14 protein-coding genes are annotated in these 16,246 nt (G+C 75.3%); 3 read left to right on the top strand and 11 right to left on the bottom strand.

Annotation, left to right across the window (positions count from 1 at the left end):
• Positions 1-79: 79 nt before the first annotated feature.
• The 4 genes from ACLQ22_RS16170 to ACLQ22_RS16155 all read right to left on the bottom strand — a co-directional run bounded on the left by ACLQ22_RS16170 (position 80) and on the right by ACLQ22_RS16155 (position 5,002).
• On the bottom strand, positions 80-1,690 hold the full coding sequence (locus ACLQ22_RS16170) for an asparagine synthetase B family protein (RefSeq protein WP_425692994.1): 1,611 nt from the start codon (positions 1,688-1,690) through the stop codon (positions 80-82).
• A gap of 4 nt (positions 1,691-1,694) precedes the next feature.
• Positions 1,695-2,657: a DUF5715 family protein gene (locus ACLQ22_RS16165; RefSeq protein WP_425692993.1), complete on the bottom strand. Its 963-nt coding sequence runs from the start codon at positions 2,655-2,657 to the stop codon at positions 1,695-1,697.
• Between the two features lie 140 nt (positions 2,658-2,797).
• Positions 2,798-3,592, bottom strand: a complete 795-nt coding sequence (locus ACLQ22_RS16160; protein WP_425692992.1) for an isocitrate lyase/PEP mutase family protein — start codon at positions 3,590-3,592, stop codon at positions 2,798-2,800.
• A gap of 666 nt (positions 3,593-4,258) precedes the next feature.
• Positions 4,259-5,002: an ArsR/SmtB family transcription factor gene (locus ACLQ22_RS16155; RefSeq protein WP_425693058.1), complete on the bottom strand. Its 744-nt coding sequence runs from the start codon at positions 5,000-5,002 to the stop codon at positions 4,259-4,261.
• Positions 5,003-5,139: 137 nt separating this feature from the next.
• Between ACLQ22_RS16155 and ACLQ22_RS16150 the strand changes: the two genes are divergently transcribed.
• A complete protein-coding gene (locus ACLQ22_RS16150; RefSeq protein WP_425692991.1) occupies positions 5,140-7,359 on the top strand; it encodes a family 43 glycosylhydrolase in 2,220 nt (739 codons plus the stop codon).
• A 110-nt stretch (positions 7,360-7,469) separates the two neighbouring features.
• Here the strand turns inward: ACLQ22_RS16150 and ACLQ22_RS16145 are convergent, their stop codons facing one another.
• A complete protein-coding gene (locus ACLQ22_RS16145; RefSeq protein ID WP_425692990.1) occupies positions 7,470-7,997 on the bottom strand; it encodes a 2'-5' RNA ligase family protein in 528 nt (175 codons plus the stop codon).
• Positions 7,998-8,109: 112 nt separating this feature from the next.
• Here ACLQ22_RS16145 and ACLQ22_RS16140 point away from each other — a divergent pair, with 112 nt between their 5' ends.
• Positions 8,110-9,906 carry a DEAD/DEAH box helicase gene (locus tag ACLQ22_RS16140; protein WP_425692989.1) on the top strand — a complete coding sequence of 599 codons (1,797 nt, stop codon included), beginning with the start codon at positions 8,110-8,112 and terminating at the stop codon, positions 9,904-9,906.
• A gap of 87 nt (positions 9,907-9,993) precedes the next feature.
• Here the strand turns inward: ACLQ22_RS16140 and lon are convergent, their stop codons facing one another.
• From lon to ACLQ22_RS16110, 6 genes are all read right to left on the bottom strand, one after another.
• Entirely contained in the window at positions 9,994-12,324 is a 2,331-nt protein-coding gene (gene lon / locus ACLQ22_RS16135) for an endopeptidase La (protein ID WP_425692988.1), read from the bottom strand.
• A gap of 38 nt (positions 12,325-12,362) precedes the next feature.
• Positions 12,363-12,620, bottom strand: a complete 258-nt coding sequence (locus tag ACLQ22_RS16130) for a hypothetical protein (RefSeq protein ID WP_425692987.1) — start codon at positions 12,618-12,620, stop codon at positions 12,363-12,365.
• 23 nt (positions 12,621-12,643) lie between these two features.
• On the bottom strand, positions 12,644-13,756 hold the full coding sequence (locus tag ACLQ22_RS16125) for a putative manganese transporter (RefSeq protein WP_425692986.1): 1,113 nt from the start codon (positions 13,754-13,756) through the stop codon (positions 12,644-12,646).
• 67 nt (positions 13,757-13,823) lie between these two features.
• Positions 13,824-14,693 (bottom strand): manganese catalase family protein, encoded by an 870-nt coding sequence (locus ACLQ22_RS16120; protein WP_425692985.1) that lies wholly within the window; start codon positions 14,691-14,693, stop codon positions 13,824-13,826.
• An 86-nt stretch (positions 14,694-14,779) separates the two neighbouring features.
• A complete protein-coding gene (locus tag ACLQ22_RS16115; protein ID WP_425692984.1) occupies positions 14,780-15,103 on the bottom strand; it encodes an ATP-binding protein in 324 nt (107 codons plus the stop codon).
• Positions 15,104-15,126: 23 nt separating this feature from the next.
• Entirely contained in the window at positions 15,127-15,507 is a 381-nt protein-coding gene (locus ACLQ22_RS16110) for a hypothetical protein (RefSeq protein WP_425692983.1), read from the bottom strand.
• Between the two features lie 58 nt (positions 15,508-15,565).
• Between ACLQ22_RS16110 and ACLQ22_RS16105 the strand changes: the two genes are divergently transcribed.
• Complete coding sequence (locus tag ACLQ22_RS16105) at positions 15,566-16,207, top strand: response regulator transcription factor (RefSeq protein ID WP_425692982.1); 642 nt, start codon at positions 15,566-15,568, stop codon at positions 16,205-16,207.
• Positions 16,208-16,246: the final 39 nt, after the last annotated feature.

The raw sequence follows: 16,246 nt of genomic DNA, 5'->3' as shown, positions 1-16,246 counted from the left end.
AGGCGCGGCCCCGTCGCGAGGCGCGGCCCCGTCGCGAGGCGCGGCCCGGCCGACGCCGCGAGGGGTGCGTGCCGACCGGTCACCCGGGCAGCGGCGCCTCGTCGCCCCGCGTGCGGCGCGGCCCGACCAGCCGGCGCACCATCGGGGCGGCGTTCCACTTCGCCGCGCCGGCCAGGTCGCGGGCGTGCTCCAGCAGGGTGTAGTCGGGCCGGGCCCGGCCGTCGGCGATGGCGCGGTCCAGGTCGTTGCCGCACCGGGTCAGCACCGTGTCGAAGTCGCGGCGCACCGGTTCGAGCAGGTGGTAGCCGAACGAGCGGTGCAGCCGGGCGAAGAGCGGCTTGTAGAGCCGGGCCCGCTCGTGCAGCCCGGAGGAGTACGACATCGGGTTCTTCGGCCGGCGCCGGACGTAGTCGGGCAGCAGGTCGGCGAAGGCCCGCCGGACGATCCACTTCTCCTGCCCCTCGCGCATCTTCAGCCCGATCGGCAGCCGCATCGCCAGCTCGACCAGGCTCAGGTCCAGAAACGGCACGCGGGCCTCCACCCCGTTCCCCATGCTGGCCCGGTCGACGCGCTGCAACTCCGTACGGCAGAGATTGCGAATCTTGTGCAGGAAGAGCCGGCGGGACGCCTCGGGGCCGACCTCGTGGTACATCGGGTAGCCGCCGAACAGCTCGTCGGAGCCGTCGCCGGTGAGCACCACCTTCACGCCCAGCTCCCGCAGCCGGCGGAACAGCGGCAGGGTGACCACCGCGTTGATGATGTCGCCGTACTCGGTCAGCTCGGACATCCGGATGGCCTCGCGGATGTCGGCCAGCCGGATGTCGCGCGGGCACACCTCGACCACCTCGTGCGGCACCCCCAGGTCCCTCGCGAGCCGCCGCGCGTACGCGACGTCGGGGCTGTCGGGCACCCCGACCGTGACCGCGACGCAGTCGGGGTGCATCTCGCGCACGTGCAGCAGGGCCAGCGAGCTGTCCAGCCCGCCGGAGAGCACCACCCCCACGGTGAGGTCGGTGTCCACCCGCATCCGGATGCTGTCGGTGAGGGCGGCACGGACGAGCAGGGCGGCCTCGTCCGGGTCGTCCACCACCGGCAGCCCCTCACCGAGGGTCAGCAGGTCGACGTACGCGCGCAGCCGGACCGGCCCGTCGGGCTCGGCCCAGCCGTGGTGCCCGGGCGGCACCTCGGCGATCGGGGCGCGGTGCCCGACCAGCGCCTTGACCTCGCTGGCGACGTGCAGGCAGCCGGGTGTCCGCGCCCAGTACAACGGCTTGACGCCGAGCGGGTCCCGGACCAGGTAGGCCCGGCCGGTGGCGCGTTCCACGACGGCGAAGGCGTACTCGCCGCGCAGCCGGGTCACCATGCCCTCGCCCCACTGCAGGAACGCGGCGAGCACCACCTCGGTGTCGCCGGCGCTGCGGAAGCGGTGCCCCAGCCGGACCAGTTCCGCGCGCAGCTCGGCGTGGTTGAAGACCTCGCCGTTGTAGCAGAGCAGCCACCGCTCGTCGGCGGAGGCCCACGGTTGCACCGCGCGTTCCCGGTCCACGATCGGCAGCCGGCGGGTGCCGGTGAGCAGGCCGTTCTCGTAGCGGGTCTCGGTGACCTCGCCCCGAGGGGCGAGGGTGGCGAGCATCCGCCGGAAGATCGTCGGATCGGCCTCGGGGCCGAGGCTCAACGCGATGCCGCACATCGGCTCAGGCCCCCATCTCGGCTTCGTACGCCCGGCGCAGCCGCCGCCGCGCCGCCGGCGCGAGGCACAGGTGCCACGCCTGCCCCTCGTCGACCACGTTGACCTCGCCGGCCCGCTGCCGGGCCAGCAGTAGCTCGGCCAGGGTGTCCCGCGCGCCGAAGCGGTCGAACCACTCCATCTCGACGTCGGCCGCCCAGCCGAGGCAGTGCCCGCTGGGCATCATGGCGGCGTACCCGAGTCGGCGCAGCCGGTGCTGGTGCTCGGCGCTGCGGACCAGGCTGGTCACCCACAGCGGCGGCGTGGCGGGCGGGGTGCTGGCGGCGAACTGGCGGGCGACGTCGTTGAGCAGCGCCACCATCTCGCGGCGGGCCCGCCGGAACCGCAGTCCGGCGGTACGCGGCGTGGCGTCGGGTCGCAGCCGGCGCCGCACCGCCCGCATCCCACGGCGGAGCAGCGTCCGCGGCTGCTCGGTGTAGCGGAAGCGCAGCAGATCCCGCCGGCGCAGCCACTCCAGGTCCACCAGCTCCGGGCTGGCGTCGACCTGGGCGTCGGTGAGGAACGTAGGGGCGTCACGCCACCACAGCACGTCGACGCGGGAGAGCAGGTAGATCCGGACCAGTGCGGTGAGGTCGGCGGCGGAGCTGCGCGCGTTGGGCTGGTAGCGGGCCATCTCCAGCAGCAGCGTCTCGCGGGCGCCGACGAGCCCCTGCGGGGTGGCGTCGAGCACGGCGGCGATCGCGGGCTCGCGCAGCCGGTCGTCGATCAGCACCTGCCGGGCCGCCGTGCAGGACGCGCCGGCCAGGGCGCCGACCTCGACCAGCAGCTCGGCCACGGCCGTCCGGTAGGCGTCGAGGTCCGGCGCGGCGGCGGGCCGCGGCGGGGTGGCGAACGCGCGCCGCCGGGTCGGGGCGGCGGGTGTGACGGAGGAACCGGGCTGCTGTCCCGGGCTTCGGCTGGGCACTCGCATGGTCGGGTCCTCTCTCCCGTCACGGCATCACTGTGTGCATCGCCCTGCACACACCGTAATCGGACCGGGAGGGATGAGTCCGAACAATCCTCCTATCTACTCCTTCGGGACGTGCGGCGGTCATCGCCGCGCACGAAGGGTCACGGTAGGGACGCCCCGCTCAACCGCTGCACCTCGGCGTACGAGGGCGGTTCCGCGCGCGGTGCGGCGCCGGACCGGACGGCGTCCAGGGCGTCCAGGGCGGCACCCAGCGCGGTCCGGAACAGCAGCGAGCCCGTGCTCACCCGGGCCACGCCGAGCGCCCGAAGCTCGTCGAGGGTGGGCCCGCCCGGCCGGTGCAGCACGTTCAGCGGCGCGTCGATCCCCGCGACGAGGGCGGCGACGGTGCCGGCGTCCGGCGCGCCGGGCACGAAGATCCCGTCCGCCCCGGCGGCCAGGTAGGCGCGGGCCCGGCGCAGGGCCTCCGGCAGGGGATCGGGCGTGCCGAGCCACCACGGGTCGGTGCGGGCGTTGACGAACAGGTCGGGTGCCGCGGCCTTGATGGCGGCCACCTTCGCCGCCGCCAGCTCGGGCGGGTCGAGGGTGCCGTCCGCCCGGCCGTCCTCGACGTTGACCCCCACCACCCCGAGCGCGGCCAGCTCCGCCGCCAGCCCGGCGACGACCGCCGGGTCGTCGGCGTACCCCGCCTCCACGTCGACGGTCACCAGCACCGGCAGCGGGCGCAGCGCCCGGGCCAGGCGGAGGTTCTCCGCCCGGGTGGCGGCCGCCGCGTCCGGCACGCCGGCGGCAGCGGCGACCCCCAGGCTGGTGGTGCCGACCGCCGGGTACCCGCGCGCCGCGAACGCGGCGGCGCTGGCGTGGTCCCAGGCGTTGGGCAGCAGCAGCGGCCGGGCGGCGCGGTGCAGGGCGTGGAAGGCGGCGCAGCGCGCGTTCATCGGGGTTCCACCTCGATCATGGTCGGGCCCCGTGGGGCCGGCGACGGTCGTCTCCCCGCGACGGTAGGGCCGGAACCCTTCGGCGCCCGCCGAAACGTCATGCCAGGGCTGTCGTACGCGCAGCGCCACGCCGGCCGGGAACTCGGCTTGCTGCCGGCGCGTGCGCTGCCGTCACGGTCGGACCTCGGGGACCTGCACGGATCGTCGCGACGGGTCGACGCCAGCCACACCGTCACTTAACGTGACGGCCAGAGCCGGCCGGCCATCATGCCTCCGGCCCCTTTGCTCTGCATCCACATACGCAACAGCTACTGACGGTCAGCGAAACTCGCGCCCTCGATCATCGCGCCTCTTCGGTTCTCCCAGTTCAGCATGGTGGTGCGCCGAGAGATGCAGAGCAAATGGCGCAGAGGGCATCGGGCGGCCGGGCCGTCGACAGTTACAACGAGTGACCAACCCAGCCGTCACGAACGGTAACGACGGCGGCGACCGGGTCCCTCGCCGTCCGTCTCAAGAAATGAGGTCAGGGTCGTCTCCAGAGATCGCCAACTGCCTCGAAGAACGAGGTCCGAACGCGCCGAACGGAGCGGACGAGGCGCGATCCCGGTCACGCGCGCCCCGGTCACACGCGCCCCCGTCAGGCGCAGCCCGCCAGGCGCGACCCGGTCAGGCGCGACCGCTGCCGCTGTCCGGCGCGGTCGCGGGCGGCGCGAGGTCGGCCGGTGCGAGACCGAGTGCGGCGGCCAGGGCCGGAGCACCGTCGGGGGTCAGCCGGACCTCCCGTCCGCCGCCGCGGGTCAGCCAGCCCGCCTCGAAGAAGCGGGCGCACAGCGCCGCGCCCAACGCGCCGGCGAGGTGCGGCCGACGCTCGGTCCAGTCCAGGCAGTCGCGCACCAGGGGACGGCGGGCGGCCCGCAGCGGCGCGATCGGCACCCCCAGCTCAGCCAACCAGCCCCGCCCGGCCGAGGTGAGCGCCGACCCGCCGGCGCCGTCGAGCAGCCCGCGCGCGAGCAGCCTGTCGCGCAGCAGCACCCCGAGGTGCCCGGCCAGGTGGTCGTAGCAGGTGCGGGCGTACGCCAGGGCGGCGCCGGCACGGGCGGCGCGCAGTGAGCGGGCCGGCTCGGACCGCCCGGGCGCGTAGCCGGCCAGATCCTCGACCAACTGGGCCGCCGAGGGGCCGGCGAGCTGGACGTAGCGGTGTCGTCCCTGCCGTTGCTCGACCAACAGCCCGCCCCGGACCAGCCGGGTGAGGTGGTCGCTGGCGGTGGACGGGGCCACCCCGGCGAGCCGGGCCAGCTCCCCCGCCGTCCACGCCCGGCCGTCGAGCAGGGCCAGGCAGATGCGGGCCCGGGTGTCGTCGGCGAGCAGGGCGGCGAGCCGGGCCAGGGGCCGGCCGTCCGGCGCGGGGATGGTCACGGACCCATGCTGGCACGGGCACCCTGCGGCCGGCACCGAAGCGTCGCCACGTCTTTACAACGTTGTATCCAACGTTGTACAAACGGACACGCACCGATCCTGATCGAACTCCCGCACCCGAGGCAGGTCTGATGGGACATCTCCGCCGCGCCGGGGCGCTCGCCGCCGCCATCGGTCTGGTCCTGGCCGCGACGGCGTCCGCGCCGGCCGCCGCCACGCCCGATCCCCGCTACCGCAACCCCGTCTCGGCCGGGTTCGCCGACACCTTCGCCGACCCCGTGATCGTCCGCGGTGAGGACGGCTTCTGGTACGCGTACGGCACCACCGACCCGCTGCGCGAGGGCGAGGGGACGTTCCACGGGGTGCCCACCGCCCGCTCGGCCGACCTGGTCGACTGGACGTACGTGGGGGACGCCTTCGGCGCCGGCCAACGCCCGGCGTACGCGGCCCCCGGCGCCGGCTTCTGGGCCCCCGACGTGCGCCGGATCGGCGACCGCTGGGTCATGTACGTGACCGTCACCGACACGACCGTCTCCCCCGACGGGGGTGACTTCGCCGTCGGCGCGGCCACCGCGCCCACCCCGACCGGCCCGTGGACCTTCGCCGACGAGCCCGTGGTCGCGCCCCGCCCCGGCGGTGGCGGGGGCTGGCTGTGGACCATCGACCCGAGCCAGTTCACCGACGTCGACGGCCGGCACTACCTCTACCACGGCAGCTACTACGGCGGCATCTCGGTGACCGAGCTCTCCGCCGACGGGCTGCGCGCGGTCGGCACGCCCACCCTGGTCGCCGTCGACAACAAGTTCGAGGGCAGCCACGTGGTGCGCCACGACGGCTGGTACTACCTGTTCGCCTCCGCGGCCAACTGCTGCGCCGGCCCGGCCACCGGCTACTCCGTGCACGTCGGCCGGTCCCGCGACCCGCGCGGGCCGTTCGTCGACCGCGACGGCATCGCGCTGACCGCCTCCCGGGCCGGCGGCACGCCGGTGCTCACCCAGAACGGCAACCGGTGGATCGGCACCGGCCACAACGGCTTCCTCACCGACCTCTCCGGCCAGGACTGGATCGTCTACCACGCGATCGACCGCGCCGACCCGTACCTGGACGAGCCGTTCGGCATCAACGAGCGGCCGATGCTGCTGGACCGCCTCGACTGGATCGACGGCTGGCCGACGGTGAACGCCGGCGCCGGCCCCTCCGAGGGTGCCCGGCCCGCGCCGGTCACCACCGGCCGGGTGAACGAGCGCTTCGACGCCGGGCTGGCCGGCTGGCGACGCGGCGCCGGGGACTGGCGGGTCGCCGACGGCCGGCTCACCGGCAGCGGCGCGCTGACCAGCCGTACGACCGTGGGCGGGGACGTGCGCGCGGAGGCCGACCTGCGGCTGCCCGCCGCCGCAGCGGCCGGGCTCACGCTCGGCGACCGGGTCTCGGTGCGGGTGGACGCCGCCGCCGGCCGGCTGGTCGCCCGAGACGGCGACCGCACCGCGAGCGCGCCGCTGCCCGCCGGCTTCGACGCCGCGGCCGGGCACCACCTCGCCGTCGAGGTCCGCGGCCGGCACCTGGTGGCCGAGCTGAGCCCGGCCCGGCTCGGCGACCAGTTGGCGGTGGTGTCGCTGCCGCTGGCGCGGCCGGTGGCCGGGGGGCTCACGCTCACCGCGACCGGCGGGGCCGCCGGGTTCGACAACGTCAGCGTCGCCCGGCTGCACCGGCCGGTGCGCCACGCCGTGGCCGAGCCGCGGGCGGGCCGCCTGCTGCCGGCGTTCTCCGACGAGTTCACCGGCGGGCTGGACCCGGCGTGGCGGTGGGTCCGGCAGGACCCGGCGGCCACCGTGTCCGGCGGGGCGCTGCGCTGGCCGGTGCAGGGCGCCGACCTGACCGGCACCGGCAACACCGCCGGCGTGCTGCTGCGCGACGCGCCCGACGGCGACTACGTCGTGGAGACGAAGGTGACCCTGGACCTCGGCGAGGAGACCGTCCGCAACTACCAGCAGGCCGGGCTGGTCGCCTACGTCGACGACGACCGGTTCGCCCGGCTGGCGCAGGTCGCCATCTGGAACACCCGGCAGGTGGAGTACGGCTACGAGCTGCCCTTCGCCGGCCAGCCGGTCTACGGCGGAAACATCGTCGGCACCCCGGCGACCACCACCTGGCTGCGGCTGGCACACCGGGTCGACCCGGCCACCGGCGAGCACGAGTTCCGGGCCGGGTCCAGCCGGGACGGGCGGAACTGGACGTGGGGCGGGGTGTGGACCTTCCCGGCCGACACCATCCCCCGGATCGGGCTGGTCGCGCACGGCGGCGCCGACCCGGCGGTCACCGCGCACTTCGACTACCTGCGTTTCCACCGCTGACCCCGCGCGATCGGTCGGGCCCCCGCCGGACGGTGGGGGCCCGGTCCCGTCCCGGGCGCCCGGCGGGGCGCGCCTTCCAGTAGTGCCCGGCGGGGCGCGCCTTCCAGCAGTCAGGTGCGGTGGTCGGCACCGCCGAGGGGGCTGACCGTCCGGCTCTGTCCGTCGTAGCTGCGCCCGGCGACGAAGGCACCGTCGGGGCGGTCGGCGCCCGCCACCGCGCGGGCCAGCCGGCGGTCGGCGTCGCGGAAGCGCAGCGCCAGACTCAGGTGCGGCCGCCAGCGCCCCGGCGCGTGCCAGGGGCGCTGGCCCGGGGCCCCGGCGAGGACGTCCCACACCGACGCGTGCAGGGCGGTCAGCTCCGGCGACGGGTGCACCAGCCACACCAGCGGGGCGCTGCCGTCGAGCACCGCGATCCGGTCCAGCCGCACGGGCAGGGGCAACGCCGCGCCGAACAGGCCGGCCAGCCGCCGCTGCGCGCCGGGCGGGAAGTCGTCGACCGCGGCGAGGGTCAGGTGCGGCCGGTTCGTCGGGTGGGCGTTGCGGGCCAGGCTGGGCAGCCCCACCGCGGCCAGCCGCTCCCAGGCGCCGCGCACGGCGGCCTCCAGGTCGGGCGAGCAGACCAGTTCGACCGTACGCACGCCGCCAGGCTAGCCCTCTGGGCACGGCGACGGGCGCCCGTCGGACCCGCGCGGGAGCCCGTTGTGCCGGTCGGCGAAACGGCGTCGCGGCGGTGATGAAAAGCTTGACGGCATGAGTTCCGCACCCGTACGGCACGACCCGCCCACCGAGCCCGGCCCCGACGCCCTCGACGACACGAGCGCCTTCGCGGACCTCGGGCTGCGCGCCGAGTTGCTGGGCGCGCTGACCGCCCTGGGCTACGAGGAGCCCACTCCGATCCAGCGGGAGGCCATCCCACCCCTGCTGGCCGGTCGGGACCTGCTGGGCCAGGCCGCGACGGGTACGGGCAAGACGGCCGCCTTCGCGCTGCCGCTGTTGCAGCGGATGCCCGACGACCGGCCCGGCGGCGCCCCGGTGGCGCTCGTGCTGGTGCCCACCCGCGAACTCGCGGTGCAAGTCTCCGAGGCGTTCCACCGTTACGGCAAGGACCTGGGCGCGCGGGTGCTGCCGATCTACGGCGGGCAGCCGATCGGCCGGCAGCTGCGCGCCCTGGACCTCGGGGTGGACGTCGTGGTCGCCACCCCGGGCCGCGCGCTCGACCACATCGCCCGGGGCACGCTCGACCTGGGCTCGCTGGCCACGGTGGTGCTCGACGAGGCCGACGAGATGCTCGACATGGGCTTCGCCGAGGACATCGAGGCGATCCTGGAGCACGCGCCGGAGCAGCGCCAGACGGTGCTCTTCTCGGCGACGATGCCGGCGCGCATCGACGGGCTGGCCCGCAAGCACCTGACCGACCCGGTACGCATCCTCATCGCCCGCGAGCAGCCGGTGGCCGGCGAGGCGCCCCGGGTGCGGCAGAGCGCGTACATCGTCGCCCGGGCGCACAAGCCGGCGGCGCTGGGCCGGGTGCTGGACGTCGAGTCCCCCACGGCGGCGATCGTCTTCTGCCGTAGCCGCGAGGAGGTCGACCGGCTCACCGAGACCATGAACGGCCGGGGCTACCGGGCCGAGGCGCTGCACGGCGGGATGAGCCAGGAGCAGCGCGACCGGGTGATGGGCCGGCTGCGCACCGGCACCGCGGACCTGCTGGTGGCCACCGACGTGGCCGCCCGTGGCCTGGACGTCGAGCAGCTCACGCACGTGGTCAACTACGACGTCCCGTCGGCCCCCGAGTCGTACGTGCACCGGATCGGGCGGGTCGGCCGGGCCGGGCGGGAGGGCGTGGCGATCACCCTCGCCGAGCCGCGCGAGCACCGGATGCTCAAGACCATCGAGCGGGTCACCGGCCAGCGCATCGCCATCGACAAGATCCCGACGGTGGCGGACATGCGCACCCGGCGGTTGGAGCTGACCCAGGGCGCGCTGCGGGAGAGCCTGCTGGAGGACGACCTCGACCCGTACCGGGCGATCGTCGAGTCGTTGACCGACGAGTTCGACCTGGTGGAGGTGGCCCTCGCGGCGGTGAAGCTGGCCCACGAGGCGACGTCGCCGGGCTCGGACGACGAGGAGGAGATCCCCCAGGTCCCCGTCCGGGGCCCGCGCGAGGGGCGGCCGGAGGCCGGCGGCCGGGGCGAGCGCCGGGGCGGTGCCCGGCCCCGCACCGGCGGCACCACCCAGGTCTTCATCGGGCTGGGGCGGCGCGCCGGGGTCCGCCCGCAGGATCTGGTGGGCGCGATCACCGGCGAGACGGGGGTCAGCGGCCGGGACATCGGCTCGATCGAGATCGCCGACCGGTTCTCGCTGGTGGAGGTGCCCCAGACCGTCGCCGACGAGGTGATCGCGGGGCTGCGTGGCAGCACCATCAAGGGCCGCAAGGCGACCGTACGCCGGGACCGTGACGGCGACGGCGGCGGCGAGCGCCGCTTCGACGGGGCCGACCGGCGCGAGCGCCGCGACCGGGACTTCGACCGCCGCGACCGCCGCTAGGACGGTGTGGGCAGGGGCCTTCCCCTTCCCGCGCCCTGGACGAAGGAAGGGGCCCCTGCCGCGTGGCGGGGCCCCTTCCTCGACGCCTCAGGCGGCGGCGAGAGCCGGATCGGGGCGGGTGTCGGCGTCGGCCGGGCGCAGCGCCAGGGCGAGCACGTCGGCGACGTCGGCCAGGGTGTGCACGGTCAGCGCCTCCCGGACCTCGGCGGGCAGGTCGTCGAGGTCCGGCTCGTTGCGGGCCGGGATGATCACCTCGGTCAGGCCGGCCCGGTGGGCGGCGAGCAGCTTCTGCTTCACCCCGCCGATGGGCAGCACCCGACCGGAGAGGGTCACCTCGCCGGTCATCCCGAACTCGGGTCGCACCGGCCGGCCGCTGGCCAGCGACGCCAGGGCGGTCACCATGGTGATGCCGGCGCTGGGGCCGTCCTTCGGCACCGCGCCCGCCGGCACGTGCAGGTGGATCCGCCGTCCGGCGAGGGCGTTCGGGTCGAGTCCGAGGCGGCGCCCGTTGGAGCGCAGGTACGACAGCGCGATGTGCGCCGACTCCTTCATGACGTCGCCGAGCTGGCCAGTCAGGGTCAGCCCCGGCTCGCCCTCCATGCTGGTCGCCTCGATGAAGAGCACGTCGCCCCCGGCTCCGGTGACCGCCAGGCCGGTGGCCACGCCGGGTACGGCCGTGCGCTCCGCCGACTCCGGGGTGAACTTCGGCCGCCCGAGGTAGGTGGCGAGGTTGCCGGTGTCGACGCGGACCGGCGCCGGGTCGGTCGCCAGGGCCACGGCGACCTTGCGGAGGATCTTCGCCAGGGACCGTTCGAGCTGCCGCACGCCGGCCTCGCGGGTGTACTCGCCCGCGATCCGGGCGAGGGCCTCGTCGGCGACGTCGACCTCCTCGGCGGTGAGCCCGGCCCGCTCGCGCTGCCGGGGCAGCAGGTGGTCCCGGGCGATGGCGACCTTCTCCTCCTCCGTGTACCCGTCGAGGGTGACCAGTTCCATCCGGTCCAGCAGCGGGCCGGGGATGGCCTCCACCACGTTGGCGGTGGCCAGGAAGAGCACGTCCGACAGGTCGAGGTCGACCTCGAGGTAGTGGTCGCGGAAGGTGTGGTTCTGCGCCGGGTCGAGCACCTCGAGCAGGGCGGCGGCCGGGTCGCCGGAGTAGCCGGCGGCGAGCTTGTCGACCTCGTCGAGGAGCACGACCGGGTTCATCGAGCCGGCCTCGCGCAGGGCGCGCACGATCCGGCCGGGCAGCGCACCGACGTAGGTGCGCCGGTGGCCACGGATCTCCGCCTCGTCGCGTACGCCGCCGAGGGAGACCCGGACGAAGTTGCGGCCGAGCGCGTGGGCGATCGACTCGCCGAGGCTGGTCTTGCCGACGCCGGGCGGGCCGGCGAGGGCGAGCACCGCGCCGGAGCCCCGGCCGCCGACGACGCCGAGGTTGCGCTCGGCCCGCCGGTTGCGCACGGCGAGGTACTCCAGGATGCGGTCCTTCACGTCGGCCAGGCCGGCGTGGTCGGCGTCGAGCACGGCGCGGGCCGCGGCCAGGTCGGTGTTGTCCTCGGTACGGGTGCCCCACGGCATCTCCAGCACCGTGTCGAGCCAGGTCCGGATCCAGCCCGCCTCCGGGGAGGCGTCGCTGGCGCGTTCCAGCTTGCCGACCTCGCGCAGCGCCGCCTCGCGGACCTTGTCGGGCAGGTCGGCGGTCTCCACGCGGGCCCGGTAGTCGGCGGAGCCGTCCGGCTCGTCCTCGCCGAGTTCCTTGCGGATGGCGGAGAGCTGCTGGCGGAGCAGGAACTCCCGCTGGGACTTCTCCAGCCCCTCGCGGACGTCGGTGCTGATCTGCTCGGCGATCTCCTGCTCGGCCAGGTGGTCCTTCACCCAGCCGACGAGCAGCTCCAGCCGGGCGGTGACGTCCGGCGCGGCGAGCAGCTCGGTCTTCTGGGCGAGGCTGAGCCAGGAGACGTAGCCGGCCGAGTCGGCCAGCTCGGAGAGGTCGGTCATCCGCTCGATCGCGTCGATGACCTGCCAGGCGCCGCGCTGCTGGAGCACGGACGTCATCAGGGCGCGGTACTCGCGGGCGAGTTCGCGGGCGCGGCCGGCGGGGGCGGGTTCGTCGAGTTCGGTCGCCTCGACCCAGAGGGCGGCGCCGGGCCCGGGCACGCCGGAGCCGATCCGGGCGCGCGACAGGCCCCGGACGACGGCGGCCGGTTCGCCGCTGGGCAGCCGGCCGACCTTCTCGATGGTGGCGACCGCGCCGACGGGGCCGTACTCGCCGTCGAGGCGGGGCACGGCGAGCAGCTTGCCCTCGCCGGTGGCGCGGGCCGCGTCGACGGCGGCCTGGGTGGTCGGGTCGAGGGTCACCGGGATCACCATGCCGGGCAGGAGCACGGCGTCGGTCAGGGGAAGTACCGGGAGAGTTGCCATCGAACACCTGCTATCGCGTTGAGTTGAGCGTGTCCAACTCAAGTAACAAATCGTTCCCCTTGTTCCGGGCTGTGACCCAGACCACCCGCGCCCGTCGGGCGGCGCCGCGGGCGCAGCAGCTCCCGCGCCAGGCCGGCGCCCCCGGCGGCCGCCACGGCGAGCGGGATCGCCAGGCAGGTCAGCGCCAGCGCGGCGACCGTCCAGCCCGGCAGGCCGGCCACCGCGGCGACACCGGTCAGCACGGCGAAGGCGAGGAGCTTGCGACGGGTGCGGGCGATCGGGATCGCGACGGACATCGGGATCTCCCCTCCGTACGGGATCAGAGCAGGACGAGCAGGGCGGCGCCGACGGCCGCCGCCGGAACGGTGGTGACGACGGTGGCGAGCGCCGCCGAGTGCCGGCGCAGCGCGGCGAGCGGGATCAGCGCGTCGCCGTCCTGGCTGATCGCGTTGGCGACCAGGGTGGGCAGCGGCAGGCCGCCGCTGACGTACAGGCCGGTGAAGACGATCTGCACCGCGCACCCGGGAATGAGGCCGATGCCCGCGCCGACCAGCACGCCGACGAGCCCGGTGAGGGCGAGCTGCGAGCCGTCGAAGCCGGTCGTGGTGGTCACCACCTGCCAGCCCAGGTACGCCACGGCGACCCAGACGGTGACGAAGGACGCCTCGTGCGCGCTGTGCCGCAGCGTCTGCCGCAACGACCGGGGCTGCGCCGTCTCCAGGCTGTCGTCGGCCAGCTTCCCGCGCCCCCCGCCGAAGATCAGCGCCGCGGTGAGCGAGCCGAGCACCCCCAGCGCCAGGTACGGGTCGACGCCCCCGAGGGAGCGGGTCAGCGCGCCCGGGTCGACCAGCTGGAAGACCACCGGCACCGACACCGCGAACGCCGGCGTGGTCAACCCCCAGAACGCCGTGGACGCCGGCACGCGGGGCAGCAGCCCGCCGAGCAGCCGCCGCGACCCGGCGAGGTCCGGCCCGCCCGCGGCGGCCAGGCCGACCGGTGCGGGCGCGGGCGCGGCGGCGACCCGGTGGTCGACCGCGCGGGCCGGGTCGATGCCGAGCGCGTCGACGACGTACCCGGTCACCAGGCCGACCGCGAAGAGCAGCGCATGGATCTTGAGGGCGAACACCGGGTTCCAGGCGAGCACCACCCACGACGAGTCGCCCATGGTGGCCGCCAGGGCGGCGACCACGGTGCCGAAGGAGACCTTGCCCCGGGCGTACAGCGGCATCAGGATGATCGCCCCGCCGCAGCCGGGACTGACGCCCAGCAGGGCGCCGACCAGCGGACCGAGGCGGGGCCGGCGGGTGAGCCCGTCGGTGACCCGGTCGCCGTGGCGCCAGCGCAGCCAGCCGAAGAAGGCCACCATGACGGCGACGTAGACACCCACCTGCATGAACGCGTTCGCGAGCGGGCGGAGCACGAGTTCGGTCACGGCACACCTCCTCCGGTGCGGTGCCGCCGGGCCGTCCGCCGCTCGCGGACGACCCGGCGCGACGGCGTCAGGTGAGCTTGCTCTTGACCTTGTTGACGGCGCCCTTGGCGAGGCCCGGGTTCGTGCCGTAGAGCCGCGGGTCGCCGGGCGGCAGGACCGGCTCGGGGGCGTGCGCGCGAGGGCTGTGGTCGTAGCGGAACTCGCCCTTGCCGTCGGGCGCCGGCCCGGACGCCCAGCGCCCCTCCGACGCGTCGGTGCCCGGCGAGAAGTCCAGGTACGTGTAGCTGAACTGCTCGGTGAACTCCTTGGAGTCGGGGAACGCGTCCGGCACCGGCATCTCCTCCAGGCCGTCCTCCTTGAGCTGCTCGATGGCCGCCATCCACATGTTCTGGTGCATGGTGTCCCGGGCCAGCAGGAAGCGCAGCATGTTCTTGACCCCGGGGTCGTCGGTCATGTTGAACAGCCGGGCCACCTGGAGCCGGCCCTGCGCCTCGGCGGTGACGTTGAGCTGGAAGTCGGCCATCAGGTTGCCGCTGGCGGTGATGAAGGCGCCGCTCCAGGGCACGCCGTTGCTGTCGGCCGGCAGCGCTCCGCCGCCGCCGTGGATGAAGTGCGCCGGGTTCGACCCGCCGTAGATCGCCCCCACCATCGGGTTGTCGGCGGCGGCCTCCTGCAACGACAGCGGCGCGTTCTCCAGCAGCCGGGTGATCATCGTGGCGATCATCTCGACGTGGCCCATCTCCTCGGTGCCGACGTCGAGGAACAGGTCCTTGTACTTGCCGGGCAGCCGGCAGTTCCAGCCCTGGTAGAGGTACTGGTTGGCGACGGTCATCTCGCCCCACTTGCCGCCCAGGATCTCCTGGAGCCGGCGGGCGAACGCGGCGTCCGGGCCGTCCGGCTTGGCCTCGAACTGCAGGTCCTTGATGTGGCTGAACACGTGTCCTCCTCGGTGCCGGTCGGGCTGTCACCGAGGCGGTTCCCGCGACGGGCGGCCCTATCGGGCCAACCGGCGACCCGGCGGGGTCAACCTGTCGACGGGAACGCGGGCAGCACCACCTCGAGGGCCACCCCGCGCGGCCGAAGCCGGTGCAGGCGCAGCCGGCCGCCGTCGGCGGCGAGCAGCCGCCGGACGATCCACAGCCCCAGCCCGGAGGCCCCGGAGCCGGGCGCGGGCCGGCACAGCGCCTCGACGAGGGGCGGATCGACCCGCCCCTCGTCGGTGACGACGATGCGCAGGCCGGAGCGGCCGAGCGCGGCGTGGATGCCGATGCGGCCCTCGGCCGGACCGTGCCGCAGCGCGTTCTCCACCAGGTTGGTCACCACCTGCCGGGTCCGCCGCCGCGGCACCGGGCAGTCCCCGGCCCGCCGTGTCACCCCGGTCCGCCGCCGGTGCGGGGCACGAGGGCCGCCGCACCGCGCAGGACCTGCGCCAGCGGTGCCGCCGGGTCCGCCGCCGCCAGCGCCCCGGTGCCGGCGGCGGCGTCACGCAGCAGGCCCTGCAGGTGTACGGCCTGCTCGTGGGCGAGGGCCGTGATGGCACGCCGGTCGTCACCGGTGAGCGGGAGCCTGTCGTCGGCGAGCGCCCGGGTGAGCGAGGTGAGGGCGCTGACCGGGGTACGGAACTCGTGGCAGAGCACGCGCAGCAGCAGTTCCGGGTCGGTGTCCAGCGCCGCCGCGTCGGCCGGACCGGGTTCGGGCCCCGCCCAGCGGAGCAGTCGCAGCGGTCCCCGCCCCCCGTGCCGTCCGCGCATCCGCCCGACCTCCCTCGTTCGGCCGCATGATCGGTACCCGCTCGGGAACGGACCAGGCATGCCCGCTCCCCCCGTCGTCCGGTTGGCCGTGGTGGACGACCACCCGCTGTTCGTCCGCGGGCTGGAACTGCTGCTGCCGGCCACGACCGACGGGCGGGCGGAGGTGGTGGGCTCCACCGGCGACGCGTCGGCCGCCGCCTCGCTGGTCAGCCGATGCCTGCCCGACCTGGCGCTGGTCGACCTGCACATGCCGCCACCGGGCGGGATCCGGGCCGTGGCGGCGATCCGGCGCACCACGCCCCAGGTGCGGGTGGTGGCCATGTCGGGCGCGGAGGACCCGGCCCCCGCCCTGGAGGCGTTGCGCGCCGGCGCGGAGGCCTACCTGCCGAAGACCGCCGAGCCGGAGGAGTTGCTGCCCCCGCTGCTGGCCGTCCTCGACGGCTGGGCGGTGCTGCCGGGGCACCTGCTCCGCGCGCTGCTGCGTCCCGGCCGGGCGGCTCCGGTCGATCTCGACGACGAGGAACGGGCGATGCTCCGGGCCATCGCGGCGGGCCGCAGCACCGTCGAGATCGCCGAACGGATGCACGTCTCGGAACGCACCGTGAAGCGGATGACGGCCGCGCTGCTGCGGAAGTTGCGGGTATCCACCCGGGCCGAGGCGGCGGCGCTAGCCGGGCACGCCGGTCTGCTCGGCGACTGACCCCGGGCTTTGCGTCCAGCCGTTTTCCCGCGATAACGC

Origin of the sequence: Micromonospora sp. DT178, assembly GCF_049841695.1 — a bacterium.
GTDB lineage: Bacteria > Actinomycetota > Actinomycetes > Mycobacteriales > Micromonosporaceae > Micromonospora.
This window is presented reverse-complemented; position numbering and strand designations above follow the sequence as displayed.